The 17,911-nt window shown below is 71.8% G+C and carries 13 protein-coding genes; 10 read left to right on the top strand and 3 right to left on the bottom strand.

Annotated elements, in window-relative coordinates; all coding sequences use genetic code 11:
• The first annotated feature begins 3 nt into the window (after window positions 1-3).
• Both AC07AG_RS38195 and AC07AG_RS38190 read left to right on the top strand, forming a co-directional pair.
• On the top strand, window positions 4-4,476 hold the full coding sequence (locus tag AC07AG_RS38195; protein ID WP_478761284.1) for an aminotransferase class I/II-fold pyridoxal phosphate-dependent enzyme: 4,473 nt from the start codon (window positions 4-6) through the stop codon (window positions 4,474-4,476).
• 6 nt (window positions 4,477-4,482) lie between these two features.
• Window positions 4,483-5,220, top strand: coding sequence for a class I SAM-dependent methyltransferase (locus tag AC07AG_RS38190; RefSeq protein ID WP_478761283.1), 738 nt, complete (start codon window positions 4,483-4,485; stop codon window positions 5,218-5,220).
• 9 nt (window positions 5,221-5,229) lie between these two features.
• On the opposite strand, the gene AC07AG_RS38185 is transcribed toward AC07AG_RS38190, so the two are convergent.
• The 3 genes from AC07AG_RS38185 to AC07AG_RS38175 form a co-directional block, all read right to left on the bottom strand.
• Window positions 5,230-7,044, bottom strand: a complete 1,815-nt coding sequence (locus tag AC07AG_RS38185; protein WP_478761281.1) for a glycoside hydrolase family 15 protein — start codon at window positions 7,042-7,044, stop codon at window positions 5,230-5,232.
• A 143-nt stretch (window positions 7,045-7,187) separates the two neighbouring features.
• Window positions 7,188-7,904 carry a response regulator gene (locus AC07AG_RS38180; RefSeq protein WP_478761279.1) on the bottom strand — a complete coding sequence of 239 codons (717 nt, stop codon included), beginning with the start codon at window positions 7,902-7,904 and terminating at the stop codon, window positions 7,188-7,190.
• The gene (locus tag AC07AG_RS38175; protein ID WP_478761278.1) at window positions 7,901-9,244 is read right to left on the bottom strand and encodes a sensor histidine kinase; all 1,344 of its coding nucleotides are present in this window, start codon (window positions 9,242-9,244) and stop codon (window positions 7,901-7,903) included. The genes AC07AG_RS38180 and AC07AG_RS38175 overlap by 4 nt, the downstream gene beginning before the upstream one ends.
• Window positions 9,245-9,370: 126 nt before the next feature.
• On the opposite strand from AC07AG_RS38175, the gene AC07AG_RS38170 reads away from it, so the two are divergent.
• The 8 genes from AC07AG_RS38170 to AC07AG_RS38135 all read left to right on the top strand — a co-directional run bounded on the left by AC07AG_RS38170 (window position 9,371) and on the right by AC07AG_RS38135 (window position 17,798).
• Window positions 9,371-10,336, top strand: coding sequence for an ABC transporter ATP-binding protein (locus tag AC07AG_RS38170; RefSeq protein ID WP_478761276.1), 966 nt, complete (start codon window positions 9,371-9,373; stop codon window positions 10,334-10,336).
• Window positions 10,333-11,847 carry a DUF1349 domain-containing protein gene (locus tag AC07AG_RS38165; protein ID WP_478761274.1) on the top strand — a complete coding sequence of 505 codons (1,515 nt, stop codon included), beginning with the start codon at window positions 10,333-10,335 and terminating at the stop codon, window positions 11,845-11,847. Before AC07AG_RS38170 ends, AC07AG_RS38165 begins: the two co-directional genes overlap by 4 nt.
• A complete protein-coding gene (locus AC07AG_RS38160; protein WP_478761273.1) occupies window positions 11,844-12,713 on the top strand; it encodes an ABC transporter permease in 870 nt (289 codons plus the stop codon). The genes AC07AG_RS38165 and AC07AG_RS38160 overlap by 4 nt, the downstream gene beginning before the upstream one ends.
• A 273-nt stretch (window positions 12,714-12,986) precedes the next feature.
• Window positions 12,987-14,654 (top strand): maltose/glucose-specific PTS transporter subunit IIBC, encoded by a 1,668-nt coding sequence (gene malX / locus AC07AG_RS38155; protein ID WP_478761271.1) that lies wholly within the window; start codon window positions 12,987-12,989, stop codon window positions 14,652-14,654.
• Window positions 14,655-14,657: 3 nt separating this feature from the next.
• Complete coding sequence (locus tag AC07AG_RS38150; RefSeq protein ID WP_478761269.1) at window positions 14,658-15,857, top strand: MalY/PatB family protein; 1,200 nt, start codon at window positions 14,658-14,660, stop codon at window positions 15,855-15,857.
• Window positions 15,858-16,261: 404 nt separating this feature from the next.
• Complete coding sequence (locus AC07AG_RS38145) at window positions 16,262-16,492, top strand: hypothetical protein (RefSeq protein ID WP_478761267.1); 231 nt, start codon at window positions 16,262-16,264, stop codon at window positions 16,490-16,492.
• Window positions 16,493-16,564: 72 nt separating this feature from the next.
• Window positions 16,565-17,047: an Lrp/AsnC family transcriptional regulator gene (locus AC07AG_RS38140; RefSeq protein ID WP_468861070.1), complete on the top strand. Its 483-nt coding sequence runs from the start codon at window positions 16,565-16,567 to the stop codon at window positions 17,045-17,047.
• Between the two features lie 49 nt (window positions 17,048-17,096).
• On the top strand, window positions 17,097-17,798 hold the full coding sequence (locus AC07AG_RS38135) for an HAD family hydrolase (RefSeq protein WP_478761265.1): 702 nt from the start codon (window positions 17,097-17,099) through the stop codon (window positions 17,796-17,798).
• Window positions 17,799-17,911 lie beyond the last annotated feature (113 nt).

Raw genomic sequence — 17,911 nt, 5'->3', positions numbered from 1 at the left:
CTCATGGCCGTCTACCTCGTCCTGGTCGCCGCTCTCACCGTCGTCTACATGACGCTGCCGGGCCTGCGCGCCCCGCTCTGGGCGATCATCGGGCTCGGCGGCGTCGCAGCCGTCCTCGTCGGGGTGCGCGTCCACCGTCCCGCGCACCGCTGGCCGTGGTGGGTGCTTGCGGCCGGGCTGCTGGCGTTCGCCGCGGGCGACACGTACTACAACGTGGTCGAGCAGTACTTCCAGGAGTCGAATCCCTTCCCCTCCCCGGCGGACGCCTGCTACCTCGCGGTGTATCCGCTGCTCGCGGCGGGCCTCTTCGGCCTCGTCCGCTACCGCTGGGCGGGCCGCGACCTGCCGAGCCTCCTCGACGCGCTGATCATCACCGGCGGGCTCGCGCTGCCCGTCTGGGTCTACCTCGTCCAGCCGCTCACCGAGGTCGAGGGCCTGACCTGGCCGCAGCGCGCCATCAGCATCGCCTACCCGCTGGGCGACGTACTGGTCCTCGCCCTCCTGGCCCGGCTGCTCACGCCGGGCTTCGTGACCGGCCACAATCCCGCCGTACGCCTGCTCGTCCTCGGCACGCTCACCCTGCTCGTCTTCGACATCGCGTACGGGATCTTGCAGCTCAACGGCCTGTGGCAGGCAGGCACGCTGCTGGACACCGGCTGGATCGTCTTCTACACGGCGTGGGGCCTTGCCGCGCTGCACCCCTCGATGGTGGAGCTGACCGCCTACACGCACCGGCGCCAGACCCTGCTCCCGCCGCCGCGCAGGCTCGTGCTGCTCGCCGCGGCCACCCTCATCGCCCCGGCGATCCTGCTCGCGGAGGGCCTGCTCGACAGCGCCCATGACGCGGCCGTGATCGCCGCCTTCTCCGGCACGCTGTTCCTCCTGGTGATCCTGCGGCTCGCGGGGATGGTCGTGGCGCACCGCAAGGCCGTGGACCGTGAGCTCGCGCTGCGCGGCGCGGCCTCCTCGCTGGTGGCCGCGATCACCACGGAGCAGATCACCAAGACCTGCGAGACGACGGTCGCCGCGCTGTCCGGCCCCGGAACCCGCCCCGGGACCCTGATCCTGGAGCCGGGCGACACACCAGCGGCCCCCTGCTCCGCCCTCGACCTGCGCCGCACGCATCTGGTGCGGGCCGCCGACCTCGGCCCGGAGCTGGCCACCCGCTTCGGGGCCGCGCAGCGTGCGCTGGTGTGCCCGATGATCCAGCGCGACCGCCCGGCCGGGGACGAGCCGCCGGGTGTGCTGATCGCGGGCGGCTCCGAGAAGCAGCTCACCGAGATCTGGGGCTCCCTGGAGATCCTCGCCTCGCACGCGGGCCTGGCGAAGGAGCGCATCACCCTCCGCAAGGAGATCATCCGGCGGGAGAGCGAGGCGTACTTCCGTGCGCTGGTGCGCAACGCGTCCGACGTCATCCTCATCGTCGACGACGACAACACCGTGCGGTACGCCAGCCCGTCCGCCCAGGCCGTCTTCGGGGACGCCCCGCTGATCGGCGCGGAGCTGCCCGTGCTGGTGGACCCGCGCGACAGAGACCGGGCCACACGGGTGCTCGCGGCCATGCGCAGCGGCACGCAGCACGAACCCCACGACTACTGGTGGATGCCGCGGGACGGCGGGCGCATCGAGGTGGAGGTGCGGTGCAGCGACCTGCGCCAGGACCCGACCGTCCGCGGGCTCGTCGTCACGCTGCGGGACGTGACCGAGCAGCGCCAGCTGGAGCAGGAGCTCACCCAGCGGGCCTTCCACGACGCGCTGACCGGCCTTCCCAACCGGACGCTGCTCCTGGAGCGCATCGAGCGCGCGCTGCTGCGAGGCCGCCGGGAGTCGACGCTGACCTGCGTGCTCTTCATCGACCTCGACGACTTCAAGGTCGTCAACGACACGCTGGGGCACTCGGTCGGCGACCGGCTCCTGACCGCGGTCGGATCGCGCCTCTCGCGGTCGCTGCGCCGCAGCGACACCGCGGCCCGCCTCGGCGGCGACGAGTTCGCCGTCCTGATGGAGGACGCGAAGCGGCCCGTCGACGCCGAGATCCTCGCCGCGCAGGTGGTGCAGGCGCTCAGCAGGCCGTTCCATCTGTCCGGCGACAGCGTGAGCGTCTCGGCGAGCGTGGGCGTGTCCACGGCCGTGGACAGCGCGGGCGCCGATGAGCTCCTGGCCCACGCCGATCTGGCGCTGTACGCCGCCAAGGCGGCGGGCAAGCGCCAGTGGCGCCGCTTCCAGCAGCGGCTGCACGTACGCATGCGGGAGCGGCACGACCTGCAGGCGAGCCTGGACCGGGCGATCACCGACGAGGAGTTCGCCCTGCGCTATCAGCCCGTCGTGGACATCAGCGCGAACGGCGGCCGGGCGGGCGGCGCGGCGGGCGCGGCCGAGATCGTCGGGTTCGAGGCCCTGGCTCGGTGGCCGCACCCCCGGCGCGGCCTGGTGCCGCCGCAGCAGTTCATTCCGCTCGCCGAGGAGACCGGGCACATCACGCCGCTGGGCGCCTGGGTCCTCGGCAACGCCACCGCGGGCATCGCCGGACTGCAGGGCGTGGGGCCCTCCCGGGCCCGTCGCCCCTACATCAGCGTCAACGTGTCCGCGCGGCAGTTCCGTGACACGGGCTTCCTCGACGAGGTGCGCAAAGCCCTGGACACGCCCGGACTCGCCCCGGGGTCACTGCAGTTGGAGCTCACCGAGTCGGTGCTGATGCGGCGGGACGGACAGATCCAGGCGGTCATGCAGGCGCTGAAGGACCTGGGCGTCCGGATCGCGGTCGACGACTTCGGCACGGGATTCTCCTCGCTGCGCTACCTCCGCGAGTTCCCCATCGACGTACTCAAGATCGACAAGACGTTCATCGACGACATCGCCGACGACCCACGCCAGCTCGCCCTCGTCGAGGGAATCGTGCACCTCGCCGACACGATGGGCCTGCAGGTCATCGCCGAGGGGATCGAGGAGTCCGCGCAGTGGGACCTGCTGGCCAAGATGGGCTGCGGGTTCGGGCAGGGCTATCTCTTCGCACGGCCGCTGACGGCCGAGCAGGGGGAGCGGCTGCTGCGCCGGGGGCTGGGGCGGGGCGGCAACGGTGCTGCCACGGGTCCAAGATCCGTGCGGGGCGGCCGCGTCGCGCCCGCCGCACCCGCTGTCGCCGTCGCCGCTGTCCCTGTCGCCGCTGTCCCCGTCGCCGCACCAGCAGCCCCGACCGCCCCGATCCCCTCGGAGAGGCAGAGCGACATGAGCGAACCGGACACCGAACTCCTGGAAGCACGGCGCGATCCGCGCTGGGGCGATCTCGACCACCTGCGGCGGACCAGCCCGATGAGCGACTGCGTCCTGGACGAGGTACGCGGCCGGCGCATCCGCAGCGGGGACCACTGGCTCATCGACTTCGCCTCCTGCAACTACCTGGGCTTCGACTGCGATCCGGAGATCATCGACGCCATCGAACCCGCCGTACGCCGCTGGGGAACGCACCCCAGCTGGTCCCGGCTGCTCGGCAGCCCCCGGCTCTACCCCGAGATCGAGGAGCGGCTCGCCGCGCTGCTCAAAGCGCCCGACACCCTGCTGCTCCCGACGGCCACGCTGATCCACGCCTCGGTGATCCCCGTCATCGCCGACAAGGGCGAGGTCTTCGTCGAGGCAACGGCGCACCGCACCGTGTACGACGGCTGCGTGGCCGCCCGCGGACAGGGCGCGACGCTGCGGCGGTTCCACGCGGAGCGCCCCGACGAACTGGCCGCCCTGCTGCGGGCGGCGCCCAGCGGCGCGCCCCGCCTGGTCTGCCTGGACGGCGTCAACAGCATGAGCGGGAACATCGCCGACATCCCCGAACTCGCCGGGATGTGCCGGGACCTGGACGCCACGCTGTACATCGACGACACGCACGGATTCGGCGTCATCGGGGAGCGCGGCACCGACGAACCCTGCCCGTACGGCATGCGCGGCAACAGCGTCGTGCGGCACACCGGCGAGACGTACGACAACATCGTGCTCGTCGGCGGCTTCTCCAAGGCCTACTCGTCGCTGCTCGCCTTCCTCGCCCTGCCGTCCTGGCTCAAGGACCATCTGAAGGTCTCCGCCGCCCCCTACCTCTACTCCGGGCCCTCGCCCACGGCCTCGCTCGCCACCGCGCTCGCCGGCCTGGAGGTCAACGACCGGCGCGGGGACGCCATCCGCGCCGATCTGCACCGCAAGACCGTCCGGGTGCTCGACCACGTGGCCGGGCTCGGCATCGACACGCTCAACTCCGATCAGCTGCCGATCGTGGAGATCCCCCTGGCCGACGCATCCGATCTGGACGCGGTGGCCGGATTCCTGTGGGAACAGGGCATCTACGTGACCCTGGCGGCCTATCCGCTCGTGCCGCACGACCGCGTCGGATTCCGCGTGCAGCTCACGGCCCTGAACACGGACGAGGACATCGACCGGCTCAACGCGTCCCTGACGCGCCTGTCCGAACGGTTCCCGCTGCGGCCGGGGAGCTGACTCCCCATGGCCCCGACCCGCAACGACGACGTGGACTGGGACAGCTGGCCCGTGCAGGACTATCTCGGCGAGAACTACCGCGAGCTGCACCCGTCCGACGCCGCGGTCATCGCCCACCACTGCGCCTTCTACCGGCATTTCGCCCCGGGCAGCGCCGCACGCTCCCTGGAGTTCGGGGCCGGGCCCAACCTCTACCCGCTGATCCTCGCCGCCGCCGCGAGCCGCCGCATCGACGCCGTCGAGGCGAGCGCGGCGGGCGTCGCCTATCTGACCCGGCAGCTCGAACAGGGCCCGGACGAGAGCTGGTTGCCGTTCCACGCGCTGTGCCGCCGCCTCAACCCCGATCTGCCGCCGACGCTTCCGGAGGCGCTCGCGGGGGTGCGCGTCGTGCACGGCGACATCCGGGCGCTGCCGCCCGGCACGTACGACATCGCGTCGATGAACTTCGTGGCCGAGGGCGTCACCGAGGACTTCGCGGAGTTCACGGACTTCTGCCACCGCTTCGTGCGCTCCGTCGCGCCGGGCGGGCATCTCGTCGCGGCGTTCATGGAGAACATGCCGACGTACCGCATCGGGCCCGCGTCGCGCTGGCCCGGCTGTCCGGTGGACCCGGCCGTCGTCACCGAGGTGTTCGCCCCGCTCACCGAGCGCCTCACCGTCACGAGGATCGACGCCGACCCGACGCTGCCGGACTACGGGGACTCCGGCATGGTGCTCCTGACGGCGGCGCGGCGCGGTGCGTGACCTCGCTGCTCAGGCGCCCGCCTCCTGGAGCGCGAAGGCCGTCTCCACCAGCGCGATGTGACTGAACGCCTGCGGTGCGTTGCCCAGTTGGCGGCGGCCGTCCGGATCCCACTGTTCCGCGAGCAGGCCCACGTCGTTGCGTACGTCCAGGACCCGCTCGAAGGTCTCGCGCGCCTGCCGGAGGCGGCCGGTCGCCGCCAGCGCGTCGGCGTACCAGAGGGAGCACGCCACGAACGTGCCCTCGGATCCACGCATTCCGTCCACGTCGTGCGTGTCCCTGCCGTCGTGCGTGCCCCTGCCGTCGTGCGCGTACCTCCGCACGAATCCGTGGTGGTCAAGGGCCTCCATCGCCCGTACGGTGTCGCGCACGCGCACGTCGTCGGCGGGCAGGAAGCCGACCTTGGGGATCAGCAGGGCCGACGCGTCGAGGGCGGGCGATCCGTAGCACTGCACGAACGACCTCCGCCCGTCGTCCCACCCCTCGCGGCACACCTCCCGGTGCACCGCGTCCCGCATGGCGCGCCACTCCCCCGCGGACTCGTTCCTGCCGAGCATCTCGCCCATGCGCAGGGCCCGGTCGGCAGCGACCCACGACATGACCTTGGAGTGGACGAACTGCCGCCGGGAGCCCCGGACTTCCCACAGGCCCTGATCCGGTTCACGCCAGTGCTCCCGCAGATGGCTCATCAGGGATTGCACCAGGCTCCACAGATGCGGCTGCATCGGAATGCCCGCCCGCAACGACAAATAGAGCGTGTCGAGAACCTCGCCGTAGACGTCGAGCTGAAGCTGATCGACCGCGGCGTTCCCGAACCGTACGGGCCGCGACCCCTCATAGCCGGGCAGCCACGGCGCCTCGGCCTCCGGCAGCCGCCGCTGTCCCTCCACCCCGTACACCGCCTGCAGATCGGCGGGGTCGCCGGCCACGGCACGCACCAGCCAGTCGAGCCAGGCCGTCGCCTCGTCGCGGTAGCCGCTGCGCAGCAGGGTGGACAGGGTCAGCGTGGAATCGCGCAGCCAGCAGAAGCGGTGGTCCCAGTTGCGCTCGCCTCCGACGCACCCGGGGAGGGAGGTGGTCGGTGCCGCGACGACGCCGCCCGTGGGGGCGTAGGTGAGGGCCTTCAGCGTGATCAGCGAGCGCGTGACGGCCTCTCGCCAGGGGCCCTGGTAGCGGCACTGGGCCGTCCAGCGCCGCCAGAAGTCGCCGGTCGCCTTGAGCGCCGTCTCCGCCGGGACGCTCAGGGGCTGGGGCGGATCGGGCAGATGCGAGGGCGCCCATACGAGCTGCAGCGCGAGGCGCTGGCCCGCCGAGACCGTGAAGTCCAGGACGGTGGAGGCGGTGTGGTCGCCGCCGCGTATCTCCATCGGGCCGTCGGCGCTCAGCCAGAGCGCGTCCGGCCCGGCCACGGCGACCGTGCAGTGCTCCTGGGCCCGCACCCACGGGATGACACGGCCCTGGTTGAAGCGCGGCCGCAGTTCGCTGCGCATGGGTACGGCGCCGGACAGGCCCTCGACGACGCGCACGATGCAGGGCAGCTGTGCGCGGGGCGGCATGAAGTCCGTGACACGTACGGCACCGGTCGGACACTCCCAGTGGGAGTCCATGACCAGGGTGTCGTGGCGGTAGGCCCGCCGGTCGCACGGGCCCGCGCCGACGGGGGAAAGCCGCCAGAATCCGTTGTCCGCCGTGCCGAGCAGGGCGGCGAAACAGGCCGGTGAGTCGAAGCGCGGCAGGCAGAGCCAGTCGATCGACCCGTCCGTGCCGAGCATGGCAGCGGATTCCAGGTCACCGATGAGGGCGTAGTCCTCGATACGTGCGTTCATGATCGAGTCACGCCGTCGTGCACATTGCCGCCCTTCCAGTCTACGGCGGACAGGCGGTGTACGGCGGGTGCGCACGGACAGGCGGTGTACGGCGGGTGCGCACGGACAGGCGGTGTACGGCGGGTGCTCAGCCGGGCCCGGGCTCAGGCCCCCGCTCTCGGCACCACGAGCCCCGATTCGTACGCCGCGACCACCGCCTGGGTGCGGTCGCGCAGCCCGAGTTTGCCGAGCACCCGGCTGACGTGGGTCTTCACCGTCTCCTCGCTGACGTGCAGCCGCCCGGCGATCTCGGGGTTGGAGAGCCCCTCGGCGATCAGCCGCAGCACCTCGGTCTCGCGTGGTGTGAGCGTGTCGAGCCGGGCGGCGGGGCCCGCGGGCCGCTGTGGCCTGACGCGGGCGAACTCCGCGATGAGTCGGCGGGTCACGGTGGGGGCGAGAAGACCCTCGCCCGCGGCCACCACACGCACCGCGTCGAAGAGGCGCTCCGCCGTGACGTCCTTGAGCAGGAACCCGGCGGCGCCCGCGCTCAGCGCGTCGTACACGTGCTCGTCCAGGTCGAAGGTGGTGAGGATCAGCACGCGCGTACCGGTCCCGGAGAGTCGCCCTGTCGCCTCGATGCCGTCCATCACCGGCATGCGTATGTCCATCAGGACCAGGTCGGGCAGCAGCTCCCGGCAGAGCTCGACCGCCCGCGCTCCGTCGGCGGCGGTGCCGACGACCGTGAAGTCGGGCTGGGTGGCGAGGAGTCCCGCGTATCCGGCGCGTACGACTTCGTGGTCGTCGGCGATGACGAGGCGCAGCGGAGCAGGGGCGGAGGCAGGATCAGGGGTGGGGGCAGGGGCGGGGCCGGGGGTGTTCATGCGGCATGCTCCCTCACCGGCACCGGGAACGTCGCCTCGACGAGGAAACCGCCGCGCCGCGCCGGGCCCGCGCGCAGCTCGCCGCCGACCATCGCGGCGCGCTCGCGCATGCCGACCAGGCCGTGCCCCTCGTCAAGCTCCTGTGCGGTGTGCGGACTTGGGCCGTTGTCGCGCACGCGCAGGCGCAACGCGTCGTGGGTGTAGCGCAGTTCCACGTCCACCGAGGCTCCCGGCGCGTGCCGCCGGGCGTTGGTGAGGGCTTCCTGCACGATGCGGTACGCGGTGAGTTCGAGACCGGGATCCAGTGGGCGTACCGGCCCCTCGACGATGAGGCGCACGGCGGCGGCCGACGCGTCGCGCGCCTCGTCGACGAGTTCGCCGAGCTGTTCCAGGCCCGGCTGGGGGCGGCGGTCCGGCGCGGTGCCGCCCGCGTCCTCGCGCAGCACGCCGAGCAGCCTGCGCATCTCGGTCAGGGCCGCGCGGGCGGTGTCGCCGATGGCCAGGAAACGCTCGGCGCCGACGGCGGGCAGGCCCGGTGTGGTCAGCCGGGCGGTCTCGGCCTGGACCGCGATCATGGAGATGTGATGGGCGACGACATCGTGCAACTCCCTGGCGATCCTGGCCCGTTCACCCCGCGCGACGTGTTCCAGGAGGGTGTCAGCGACGGCCTGCTCGGCGGCGCTGTTCACGAGGGCGGTGTCCCGCGCGCTCCGGGCGAGCCCCGTACCGGCGGCGACCGCGACGCCCACCGCGGTGACGACGGTGAGGAACCGGTCCCCCGCGCCGGATCCCGTCGGCACGGTGACCGCGTACGCGATGAAGGGCAGCGGGAGGAGGGCGGCCAGGTACTTCAGGCCCCGGCGCCCGGCCTGGTGGAGCGAGACGAGCAGCGCGCACAGCCCGGCGCCGGTCAGCAGGTGGAACGGCGCGAGGGAGAGCATGCCCGCCGTGCCGGCGAGGACGGCCGCGGCGGCGAAGAAGCCGCGGGTACTTCTTGTCGCGGCAAAGGGCTGGGGCATGAAGTCGCCGCCCGCGAGCACCGCGACCGGCACCGTCGTGCCCAGCGCGAGGGAGAGCGCGAGGGGCAGCGGCACATCGCCGTCCGCGCGCAGCAGCACCTCGCTCACGGCGCCGAGCGCCAGGAGCGCCGCGGCCACCACCGGGATCTCCGGGCGGTGCACGAAGCTGCTGCTGTGCTGCGCGGCGCGGCTGTAGTGCGCGAGACGACCACGGCGCCCTAGACGGCCAGGACGGCCAGGGCGGCCGAGAGGGCCAAGACGGCCGAGGCGGCCGCGCGCCGAGCCGCGTCCGAAGCCCGCCATGGAAGATCTCGCTCTCACCGGTGTCCCCCTCACACGAGTCATTGTCACCGGCCCGGGGCCCGGCGGCGTCCCTCACGTGAGGGATGTGAAGACGGCTCCCCGGCGTGACGACCGGCGAGCTCGGCGTCTCTAGCCTCGCTTCTCATGGATGGCATCACAGCAACAACCGATGGCGGCGAAGCGGCCATCGAAGTGCGCGGACTGCGCAAGCGGTTCGGCTCGGTCACCGCGGTGGACGGCCTCTCCTTCACCGTCGCGCCGGGGCAGGTCACCGGGTTCGTCGGCCCCAACGGCGCGGGCAAGTCGACCACCATGCGCATCATCCTCGGCCTGGACTCCGCGGACGAGGGCACCGCCCTCATCGGCGGCCGTCCCTACGGGGCGCTGCGTACGCCGCTGCTCGAAGTGGGGGCGCTGCTCGACGCGGCCGCCGTGCATCCCAGCCGCCGAGGGCGCGATCACCTCCTGTGGATGGCGCACTCGCACCGGCTGCCCGTGCGGCGCGTCGACGAAGTCCTCGATCTCGTCGGGCTCGGGCAGGCCGCGCGGCGCAGGGCGGGCGGGTACTCGCTCGGCATGCGGCAGCGTCTGGGGATAGCGGCGGCCCTCCTTGGCGACCCGCCCGTGCTGCTCTTCGACGAACCCGTCAACGGGCTCGACCCGGAAGGCATCCGGTGGATCCGCGGCTTCCTGAAGTCCCTGGCGGCCGAGGGTCGCGCCGTCCTCGTCTCCAGCCACCTGATGAGTGAACTGGAGGACACCGCCGCGCACTTGGTGGTGGTCGGCCGCGGGCGCGTCATCGCCGACACGAGCGTACGAGAACTCCTTGCCGCGGCGTCGGGCGACCGCGTCGAGGTGCGGACGGCCGAGCGGACGACGGCGATGACCGTCCTCGCGGGCGCGGGGGCGAGCGTCGCGGCCACCGGACGCGACACGCTCACCGTCTCCCTTCTCGCGCCGGAACGGATCGTGGAACTGCTGGGCGGCGCAGGCGTCGCCTTCTCGGGGGTCGCCGCGCACCGGGCCACGCTGGAAGAGGCGTACATGGAACTGACCAGGGACGACGTGGAGTTCGCCGCCGAGCACCCGGTCGAGGAGGGCACGCGATGACCACCCTGACGCCACCCCGGCGGCCCGGCACGGTCGTGGCCGGACGCGACGGCTTCCCGCAGCTCCTGCGCGCCGAATGGACCAAGCTGCGCACGGTGCGCCGCTGGGGCTACACGCTGCTGGCCGCGGTCCTGGTGACCGTGCTGATCTCCCTTTTCTCCGCGTCCAGTTCGGGCGTCCAGATCGCGGGCGGCGGCTCGTCCGCGCCCACCGGTCCCGGCGGGCAGTCCATCCGCGACGACTTCACCTTCGTGCACCGCACGCTCCCCGCCGACGGCGCCATCACGGCACGGGTGACGGGGCCCACCGGCGTGCGCCCCGACCGGGCCCCGGAGTGGGCCAAGGCCGGGGTGATCGTCAAGGAGAACACCGAGAGCGGCTCCGACTACGCGGCGCTGATGGTCACCCCGGGGCACGGGGTGCGGTTCCAGAGCGACTTCATCCGTGACGTCGCGGGCCCTGCCGCGTCCGCCGACGAGCCGTACTGGCTGCGGCTGACCCGGGCAGGCGCCACGATCACGGCGTACGCGTCGGACGACGGCCGCGACTGGAGGAAGGTCGGCGCGGCCGAACTCGACACGTCCACGGGTGCGGTCCCGGTCGGTCTCTTCGTGGCGTCGCCCGACGTGCAGTCCATGGACCGCGAGTTCGGCAGCGCCTCGGTCCGCGACGACCCGACACGCTCGACCGCGCGCTTCGACGAGGTGAGCGTCAAGGGCGCGGCGGGCGGAGCCGACTGGCAGCGGACCGACGTCGGGCAGGGCAACGGCGGCCAGGGCGAACTGGGCCGCTCCGGCGGCACGTTCACCCTCACCGGCGCAGGCGACATCGCCCCCGGCGCCCCCATGCAGCCCGACCTCGTCGCCGCCGCCCTGAACGGCACCCAGCTCGGCCTCGTCCTGATCGCCGCGCTCGGCGTCCTGTTCATCACCGCCGAGTACCGGCGCGGCATGATCCGTACCACGCTCGTGGCAAGCCCGCGGCGCGGCCGGGTCCTGGTCGCCAAGGCCACGGTGGTCGGCGCGGTCGCCTTCGCCGCCGGGCTCGTCGCGTCCCTCGCCTCGTACCTGATCAGCATGCCCGTGCTGCGGGAGAACGGTCACAAGCCGCCGCAGTTCCCCGAGTTCTCGCTGACCGACGGCCCTGTCCTGCGCGCGGTGCTCGGCACGGCGGCCCTGCTGGCCCTGATCGCCGTGCTCGCCCTGGCGCTCGGCGCGCTGCTGCGCAGCACCGCCGCCGCGATCACCACCGTCGTCGTGGTGATCGTCCTGCCCCTGGTCCTGGTCAGCGTGCTGCCGATCGGCCTGTCGCAATGGCTGCAACGGCTCACGCCCGTCGCGGGGTTCGCGGTCCAGGAGACGACGCCGCGCTACGACCAGGTGGCGAACCTGTGCCTCCCGGAGGACGGCTGCTATCCGCAGAGCGCGTGGACCGGCCTCGCGACGCTGGCCGCGTACGCCGTCGTGGTGCTCGGCGTCGCGGTGTGGCGCATCCGGAAGCGGGACGTGTGAGGGGCGGGGGTGTCGTCCGTGCGCGGGACGGCCGGGCGCGGGACGGCCGGGCTCGGGACGGCCGGGCTCGGGACGGCCGGGCTCGGGACGGCCGGGCGCTCGCCGTGGTGCACGCCGAGTGGACCAAACTCCGTACGCTGCACAGCACTTGGTGGCTCCTGTTCGCCGTGGTGGCCCTGACCGTCCTCGCGGGCGCGGTCACCGCCGCGTCGCTGACCGCCGGGGACTGCCCGGTCCCTGCCGACTGCCACGAGGACACCGTCAAGCTCAGCCTCACCGGCGTCTGGCTCGGCCAGGGCGCGGTCGTCGTCCTCGCGGTGCTCACGATGAGCGGCGAGTACGGCACGGGCACCATCCGTACGACCCTGACGACGGAACCCGGCCGCGTACGGCTCCTCGCCGCCAAGGCCCTGGTGCTGTGCACGCTGACCGCGGCGGCGAGCGCGGTCGGCGTGCTCGGCTCGCTCCTCGCGGGCAGGCTGCTGCTGTCCGCCGACGGCTTCGCCGTTCCGGGACTCGCCGACGGACCGACCCTGCGCGCGGCCACCGGCACGGTCCTCTACCTCACGCTCGCGGCCCTGATCGGCCTGGGCGTGGCCACCGCGCTGCGCGACACGGCGGCAGCCGTCACCGCGGTCCTCGGCCTCTTCTACGCCTTCCCGCTGCTCGCGGGGCTGCTCGCCGACCCGGACTGGCAGGAGTACGCACGGCGGGCGGCCCCCGCGACGGCCGGGCTGGCGATCCAGGCGACCGTCGACCTGGACCAGCTGCCGATCGGGCCGTGGGCGGGGATCGGGGTGCTCGCCGCGTACGCGGGCGCGGCGCTCGTCGCGGGTGGGGCGGTGCTGCGGATGCGGGACGCTTGAGGCGTTGAGGCGTTGAGACGACGAGGGGCGGGGCGTTGAGACGTTGGGACGATGAGGCGTTGCACGGGCCGCTTGCCCCCATGGACAGCGCCCGAGCTGCTGTGATCTCATCCGTCCGGGCGGATCGATCGACCTTCGGCGTGGATCGACGGACCTGCCACGCCGGCCAGCAGGCGATCCCTGCGTGCGGTGTGTGACCGGCCACCGTCCTGGCCCGCACGTCCGTGGGCCGGTCATTGCACGCCTCCGCTCAGGCCCGAAAGACCCCCACACATGCAGAAGACCAAGTCCGCGCTCTGGGAGTTCCTCCAGGGCCTCGGCAAGACGTTCATGCTCCCGGTGGCCCTGCTCGCGTTCTGCGGCATCATGCTGGGCATCGGCTCGTCGCTCTCCAGCGAGGCCGTCACCGACAACCTGACCTTCCTCCAGGGCGAGGGCTTCCACCTCGTCTTCACGTGGATGGCCAGCACCGGCCTCGTCGCCTTCAAGTTCCTCCCCGTGATGTTCGCGATAGCCATCCCGCTGGGCCTGGCCCGCGAGGACAAGGGCGTGGCTGCGTTCTCCGGTTTCGTCGGGTTCGCGGCGATGAACCTGGCGGTGAACTTCTACCTCACCGCCAAGGGCGTCGACTTCGATGACAACGATGCCATCGCCCATTACGGCATCGCCGACGTCATCGGCATCCAGTCCATCGACACGGGACTGCTCGGCGCCGTGGCCGTTGGCATCGTTGTCAGCGTCCTGCACCGGCGCTTCCGCGGCCAGCGGATGCCGGACGCCCTCGCCTTCTTCGGCGGCCTGCGGTTCGTGCCGATCATCTCCACGCTCACGCTCAGCCTGCTCGGCCTGCTGATCCCGCTGGTGTGGCCTACGTTCAACGGCTGGATCACGGACCTCGGGCGCGCGATCGGTCACGCGGGCGTCTTCGGCCCGTTCTTCTTCGGCATGGGAGAGGTGCTGCTGCGGCCGGTCGGCCTGCACCACATCCTCGTCGCGATGTTCCGCTTCACGGACGTGGGCGGCTCGGGCGCGGTGTGCGGCGACAACGTCTCCGGCGCCCTCAACCTCTTCTACGCGCAGCTGAACTGCTCGCACGCGCCCACAGAATCGGTCACCAACGCCACGCACTTCCTGTCCCAGGGCAAGATGGCGGTCTACCTCGGCGGCCTGCCGGGCGCGGCCCTGGCGATGTACCACTGCGCGAACAAGAAGATGCGCCCCGAGATCAAGGCGCTCCTGATCTCCGGCGTCGTCGCCTGCGTGGTCGGCGGCATCACCGAGCCGCTGGAGTTCCTGTTCCTGTTCATCGCGCCGTGGCTGTACTTGATCCACGCCGTGCTGGTCGGCCTCGGGTTCCTGACGGCCGCCGTGCTCGGGGTGTTCATCGGCAACACCGACGGCAATGTCATCGACTGGCTCGTCTTCGGCGTCCTGCAGGGCACGACCACGAAGTGGTACCTGATCCCCGTCATCGCGGCGGTGTGGTTCGCCGTGTATTACTTCCTCTTCCGCTGGGCCATCGTGCGCTTCGACCTCAAGACGCCGGGCCGCGACGAGCCGGTGGCGGAGGAGGCCGACGCGGAGGGCTCCGAGGAGGCCGGGACCGAGAAGGCCGGAACTGAGGAATCCGGGACCAAGGAATCCGGCACCAAGGAATCTGGCACCACGGAGGCGGCCCCGCGCGAGCTGATCGCCGGAAAGTACGACGCGGTGGCGATCCTGAAGGCGATCGGCGGCGCCGAGAACATCCAGTCCCTCGACAACTGCATCACGCGCCTGCGCATGACGGTCGCGGACGCCGAACAGGTCGACGAGGCCCGCCTCAAGAAGCTCGGCGCGGTCGGCGTCATCAAACTCGACGGGCACAACGTGCAGGTCATCATCGGCCCGCAGGTGCAGTCGGTGAAGGACGCGATCGCTTCGCTGGTCGGGGTGGGCTGAACAGTGCACCACCCGTCACGCGCCGACGCGTTCGCCTTCGACTTCGACACCCCCGTGGATCGGCACGGAACCTGGTGCACGCAGTGGGACTACGTGGAGGACCGCTTCGGCGTCGCCGGCCTGCTGCCCTTCACCATCTCGGACATGGACTTCGAGACGGCACCCGAGGTCCTGTCCGCACTGCGCGGCCGCCTTGACCACGGCGTGCTCGGATACTCCCGCTGGCGCCAGGACGACTTCCTCTCCGCGATCGTCGACTGGTACGGCACGCGCCACGCCACGGAGGTGACCCCGGAGTCGATCGTCTACGCCCCGTCCGTGATCTACCAGATCGCGCAGCTCCTGCGCCTGTGGTCGGCCCCCGGCGACGGCGTCGTCGTCCACACCCCCACGTACGACGCCTTCCCCAAGACGATCGCCGCGAACGAGCGACGCCTGCTCGGCTGCCCGCTCGGCGACTGGGCCGCGCTGGAACGGCTGCTCGCGCTGCCCGACACGTCGGTCCTGCTCCTGTGCTCGCCCCACAACCCCACGGGCCACGTGTGGACGGAGGCGGAACTGAACCGCATCGCGGGACTGTGCGCGCGGTACGGCGTCGCGGTGATCAGCGACGAGATCCACTCGGACCTGGCGCACCCGCCGCACGTACACCGCCCATGGGCCCTGCACGGCGGCCCCGACGAACGATGGGCGGTGGTGACGTCGGCGTCGAAGTCCTTCAACATCCCGGCCTTGACGGGCAGTTACGGCATCATCGGCGACTCCGCGACCCGCGAGGCATACCTGCGCCACCTCAAGGAGGCCGACGGCCTGTCGTCCCCGGCGGTGCTGTCGCTGGTCGGACACATCGCGGCGTACCGGGAGGGATCCCCCTGGCTGGAGGCGCTCGGCACGTACATCCGCGGCAACCTCCACCTGGTGGCCGACCGCCTGAACACGGCGTTCCCACAACTGAACTGGACGCCACCCCAGGCCGGCTACCTGGCGTGGATCGACGTACGCCCCCTGGAAGTGGACGACGAAGCACTGCAACGCGAACTCATCGACACACAAAAGGTGGCCATCATGCCGGGCACGCCCTACGGCTCCCCCGGCCACCTGCGCCTGAACGTGGGCTGTCCACGGGCAAAGGTACAGCGGGGGGTTGATGCGCTGGTCGAGGCGGTGCGGGCGGTCCGGCGGGCAACTGGTGTCGGCCTGTGAGCGATCGAACCGGCCCGGGGCATGCGACCGCCTGAAGCGTGGACGTCCGTCCTGCGCATGCAAGCGCGGAACATTCGCGTGATCCTGGAGTAGGAGGCGCGTCGATTCGCGCACGGCCCTCAAGACGGGGTGTGTGCAGGTCCGACCACCCCCGCGACACCGGCGCCAGGCAGCACCGGAACAGACAACTGAAAAAGGGCAGCATCACCATGAACCACCAAGAAGAACCCCACGCATCGTGGAAGACCCCCCAGTGGAACTCTTCCACCCCTCCCCCGCAGAATCCGCAGGTGATTCACCCGGCGCAGGCCCAGGCGGTCCCCCAAGCACAACCCCCACAACCCTCACCATTCCCCCAGGCTCCCCAGGCCCCCGCTCCCACGCCAAAGCGCTCACGATGGTTCATGTGGGCGTTCCTCGCAGTGCAGGTGATCTTCCTCCTCTGGGTGATCCTCGGCGCCAGCAGCAGCGCGGGCGCCCCAGGTGACTGCGGCACCCTCGACGCGCAGACCTGCAACGACGCCGAAAGTGCCGGAACGGCGATCGGCGTGGGACTCGTCATCTTCCTGTGGGCCCTCGTCGACGTCATCCTCGGCATCACGTACGCCGTCATCCGAATCGCTCGGCGCCCGTGACCCCCTGCCTCGGCTGACCTGCGTTGGTACAGTCACCAGGCTCATCACCTTGCACCTGGGAGACCCCGCACCATGGCCGTCGACGAACTCGACACCCGCATCCTGCGTCTCCTCCTGGAGCAGCCCCGCACCAGCGTCCGTGAGTACGCGCGTGTGCTCGGTGTGGCCCGTGGCACCCTGCAGGCCCGGCTCGACCGGCTCGAGCGGGATGGGGTGATCACCGGGACCGGGCCGTCCCTCTCGGCTGCCGCGCTCGGGCATCCTGTGCTCGCCTTCGTGCACATCGAGGTCACTCAGGGGCATCTGGACGAGGTGGGCGACGCGCTCGCCGCCGTGCCGGAGATCATCGAGGCCTTCTCGATCACCGGTGGCGGCGATCTCCTGACCCGCGTGGTCGCTCGGGACAACGGCCACCTGGAGGACGTCGTCCAGCAGCTGATCCAGATGCCGGGCGTGGTCCGTACCCGTACGGAGATGGCCCTGCGCGAGCGTGTCCCGCACCGGCTGCTGCCGCTCGTCGAGTCGATCGGGCGGGCCTCCGCCGCGCAGAGGTGATCCTGGTGCCCGTGCGGCGGTGATCTGCGGCTTTGGCATGCTGGAGGGCATGAGCAACCTCGGCACCATCTCGGTCATCTTCGATCTCGACGGCACCCTCGTGGACAGCGAGCCGAACTACTACGAGGCTTCGCGCGAGCTGCTCGCCGAGCACGGCGTCGAGTACACCTGGGCCGACAACGAGCAGTACGTGGGCATCGGCACCCAGGAGACCCTCGCCACTTGGAAGGACCGGTACGACATCGGCGTACCGGTGGCCGAACTGCTCACCGAGCTCGACCGTCGCTACCTCGCGCTCGCCCGCGCCGACACGCACGTCTTCCCGGAGATGCGGAAGCTCGTGGAGCAGTTGCACGGAGCAGGGGTGCCGATGGCCGTGGCCTCCGGGTCTTCGCGCGCGGCCATCGACGCGATCCTCTCGGGCACCGGCCTGGACTCGCTCCTGACCACCGTCATCTCCGCCGACGAGGTCGCGCACGGCAAGCCCGCGCCCGACGTCTTCCTGGCCGCCGCCGCGCTCCTCGGCGCCGAACCGGCCGACTGCGTGGTCCTGGAGGATGCCGCCCCGGGCGCGACGGCGGCGCACGCGGCGGGCATGCGCTGCATCGCGATCCCGTACGTCACCGCCCACGCGGACGCACCCGCGTTCGCCGCGGCGGACCTTCTGCTGCGGGGCGGACAGGCCGAGTTCACCGCGCGGGCGGCTTGGGACTACCTGGCGTCGGTGTCGGCGCCGGTGTCGCGACCGTAGTCGTCACCGGGTGCGCAGGCGTAGCCGGTGACGCGTCCTCGACGGTCACGACTGCCGGTGGGGCTGCTCGCCAACAACCCGGCACCTGGGCCGGGCGATCGACCGCGACGCGG

The sequence above is a fragment of the Streptomyces sp. NPDC044044 genome (assembly GCF_056434405.1).
This window is presented reverse-complemented; position numbering and strand designations above follow the sequence as displayed.

Bases quoted from the DNA above. Each gene is read 5' to 3' on its own strand.
- AC07AG_RS38195 (WP_478761284.1), top strand. From the start codon at position 4: ATGGCCGTCTACCTCGTCCTGGTCGCCGCTCTCACCGTCGTCTACATG.
- AC07AG_RS38190 (WP_478761283.1), top strand. From the start codon at position 4,483: ATGGCCCCGACCCGCAACGACGACGTGGACTGGGACAGCTGGCCCGTG.
- AC07AG_RS38185 (WP_478761281.1), bottom strand. From the start codon at position 7,044: ATGAACGCACGTATCGAGGACTACGCCCTCATCGGTGACCTGGAATCC.
- AC07AG_RS38180 (WP_478761279.1), bottom strand. From the start codon at position 7,904: ATGAACACCCCCGGCCCCGCCCCTGCCCCCACCCCTGATCCTGCCTCC.
- AC07AG_RS38170 (WP_478761276.1), top strand. From the start codon at position 9,371: ATGGATGGCATCACAGCAACAACCGATGGCGGCGAAGCGGCCATCGAA.
- AC07AG_RS38165 (WP_478761274.1), top strand. From the start codon at position 10,333: ATGACCACCCTGACGCCACCCCGGCGGCCCGGCACGGTCGTGGCCGGA.
- malX (WP_478761271.1), top strand. From the start codon at position 12,987: ATGCAGAAGACCAAGTCCGCGCTCTGGGAGTTCCTCCAGGGCCTCGGC.
- AC07AG_RS38145 (WP_478761267.1), top strand. From the start codon at position 16,262: ATGTGGGCGTTCCTCGCAGTGCAGGTGATCTTCCTCCTCTGGGTGATC.
- AC07AG_RS38140 (WP_468861070.1), top strand. From the start codon at position 16,565: ATGGCCGTCGACGAACTCGACACCCGCATCCTGCGTCTCCTCCTGGAG.
- AC07AG_RS38135 (WP_478761265.1), top strand. From the start codon at position 17,097: ATGAGCAACCTCGGCACCATCTCGGTCATCTTCGATCTCGACGGCACC.